The sequence below is a fragment of the Microcoleus sp. OTE_8_concoct_300 genome (genome assembly GCF_031383065.1).
Classification (GTDB): domain Bacteria; phylum Cyanobacteriota; class Cyanobacteriia; order Cyanobacteriales; family Microcoleaceae; genus Microcoleus.
This window is the reverse complement of record NZ_JANMZH010000315.1, coordinates 1-2,991: the sequence shown is the minus strand read 5'-3', so window position 1 is coordinate 2,991 and position 2,991 is coordinate 1. Positions and strand designations below refer to the sequence as shown.

Annotated in this window: 2 protein-coding genes; both read left to right on the top strand. The window is 50.6% G+C overall.

Going from position 1 to position 2,991, the window contains the following annotated elements:
* Window positions 1-1,157: hybrid sensor histidine kinase/response regulator (locus tag ACUVJL_RS14225; protein ID WP_445246440.1), on the top strand; the 1,157-nt coding region annotated here is incomplete at its 5' end.
* A gap of 20 nt (window positions 1,158-1,177) precedes the next feature.
* Window positions 1,178-2,623: a xylulokinase gene (gene xylB, locus ACUVJL_RS14220; protein WP_445246439.1), complete on the top strand. Its 1,446-nt coding sequence runs from the start codon at window positions 1,178-1,180 to the stop codon at window positions 2,621-2,623.
* Window positions 2,624-2,991: the final 368 nt, after the last annotated feature.

Below are 2,991 nucleotides of genomic sequence, written 5' to 3'. Positions count from 1 at the left end.
TATATCGGTTAGCTCAACGCGATCGCACAAAAGCCGAAGCCGCTAACCGGATTAAAGACGAATTTTTAGCCGTATTGTCCCACGAGTTGCGATCGCCCCTCAATCCGATTCTGGGTTGGACGAAATTGCTGCGAAATGGGCGACTCGATGCCACAAAAACCCAGCAAGCCCTGGAAACGATCGAACGCAACGCCAAGCTGCAAGCCCAATTAATTGAGGACTTGTTGGATGTCTCGCGCATTCTGCAAGGAAAAATGACGTTAAACGTCGCTCCAGTGAATCTAGCGGCAATGATTGAAGCTGCCCTGGAAACGGTACGACTGGCAGCCGAAGCCAAACACATTCAAATCCAGACTACATTTAATCCTATTTCAGGCACGGTTTCAGGCGATACCAATCGCCTCCAACAGGTAGTCTGGAATCTCCTCTCCAATGCGGTGAAGTTCACCCCAGCCGGAGGACGAATCGAGGTGCGACTAGAGCAGGTTGGCAGGTATGCTCAGATTCAAGTCAAAGATACAGGAAGAGGCATCAGTCCAGACTTCTTACCCCATGTGTTTGACTACTTCCGTCAAGAAGATGGCACAACGACCCGACAATTTGGCGGATTGGGATTGGGGCTGGCGATCGTCCGTCATTTTACCGAACTGCACGGAGGAACCGTTCAAGCAGACAGCCTAGGACAGAACTTAGGGGCTGCATTTACCATCCGGCTACCGTTAAACCTCGTAGAGCCGGAATCCTCTTCTGATGACAGACACCCAGAAAGTGCGACAGACTTAGCAGGTATTCAGGTCTTGGTTGTGGACGATGATGCAGATATGCGGGAGTTGGCAGCATTCACCCTAATGCAATCTGGCGCACAAGTTACGACAGCGGCTTCGGCTGCACAGGCGTTGACTCTCCTGAATCAATCTGTCCCCGATTTGCTGTTATGTGATATTGGGATGCCAGAGCTGGATGGTTATGCCCTGATTCGGCAAATTAGAAAGCGGTCACCTCAACAGGGAGGTATGATTCCTGCGATCGCACTTACTGCCTATGCCGGAGAAATCAATCAGCAGCAAGCCTTAGCTGCCGGATTTGGGATGCATATCTCGAAGCCTGTCGAACCTGATGAATTGGTAAGAGCGATCGCCCGTTTGCTAAGACACTAAATGATTTGAGGATTAGCCTAATGCTGCTTGGTATAGATTTAGGAACAGGCTCTGCTAAGGCATTGCTCCTAGCGACAGACGGAACGGCTGCTGGTGAAGCATCAAGCTCTTATCCTGTTCGTGCACCCCACCCTGGATGGGCTGAGTCGGAACCAGAAGATTGGTGGTTAGCTGCTGCCTCGGCTGTGAGGAAGGCTGTAGGAAATCATGCCGATCGAGTACAGGCGATCGCACTTTCAGGGCAAATGCACGGTGTTGTCCTAGCTTCGGAGTCGGGTCAGCCCCTGCGTCCTGCTATCCTCTGGGCAGATACTCGCTCCTTTGCCGCGCTTAACACTTATCATTCGATCGATGCCGCTATTCTAGAGCGCTTGGGCAACCCGGTTACGGCTGGAATGGCCGGCCCCACTTTGTTGTGGCTGCGAGAACACGAGGCTACTGTCTACACCGAAGCGCGTTGGGCACTTCAGCCCAAAGATTGGCTGCGGTTACGGATGACGGGAGAAGTCGCAACCGAACCATCTGATGCTAGTGGTACTTTGCTTTACGATGTTGTGTCGGACAACTGGGCCCTGGAAGCCATTTCAGCGCTGAATCTACGCGGTGATTGGTTACCAAAAATTATCCCCTCTAGTGCGATCGCCGGCTACCTGACAACTATTGCTTCAGAGCATCTTGGCTTAAGAGTTGGCTTACCTGTGATCGCTGGTGCTGCGGATACCGCAGCGGCAGCGCTTGGTAACGGACTACTAGAGCCTGGTTTGGTTCAACTAACCATCGGCACAGGCGCTCAAATCATTACACCTCGATCGCAACCAATTATCGATCCTCATGGTCGTACCCATCTCTATCGAACCGCCCTACCTAACCAGTGGTACACCCTTGCAGCAATGCAAAATGCCGGGTTAGCGCTTGAGTGGGTGCGAGGTATCCTCGGCTTTAGCTGGCAGGAGGTCTACACTAAAGCGTTTTCTGTCCCCCCAGGATGTGAAGGGTTGACATTTTTGCCATACCTCACGGGTGAGCGAACTCCACACCTTGACCCCCATGTACGCGGGGCATGGGTGGGGCTTGGACTTCATCACACACAGGCGCACCTGATGCGGGCAGCTTTAGAGGGAGTTGCTTTTGCATTGCGACAAGGTTTTGAGGCACTTGAGGCAACAGGTTTTAAAGCGGCAGAACTGCGTTTAGCAGGCGGTGGAACGGCAGAAATGCTTTGGAAACAATTACTGACTGATGTATTGAGAATACCCCTTTATGCAACTACAGTTGCTGCTGCTTCCGCGCGGGGTGCTGCTCTACTGGCGGGTATAGGAATTGGCATATACGCAGATGCTAATGACACGAGCAAACTGGCAGCCACACCAACGCTTGCTGCAACTCCCCAATCAGTTGACCCCACCCTAGAAGAGGCTTGGATGCGATATCAATCGCTTTATCCACGACTTAAAAAAATCGGATAGGAGTTATGGCTCCAGGAGGACGTACTAGAAGCTATCTACAAATTATTCTTAAGCTAAGACTGCTTAATATCAGTCAAATAAAAAAAGAATTTTTACTAACATAATAGGTACATATAGCGGTTGTCAAGAAAGTGAGGTATGCCCTATGCCCTATGCCCTATGCCCTATGCCCTATGCCTTATGCCAGATAGTACCTCATGTTACTGAGAAAGGCTATATAGCGCTCCTAAATCATTTGTGAATTTCTTACTCCCTCCCCTTAGTAAGGGGAGGGCTGGGGTGGGGTAAAAAATTTACGACTCCTGCAAGAATTGCTATATTACATCAATATAGTAAGTGGAATAAATCTCCCCAAATCAGCCGCTGCT

Coding starts and splice junctions, on each gene's coding strand:
- xylB (WP_445246439.1), top strand. CDS start 1,178: ATGCTGCTTGGTATAGATTTAGGAACAGGCTCTGCTAAGGCATTGCTC.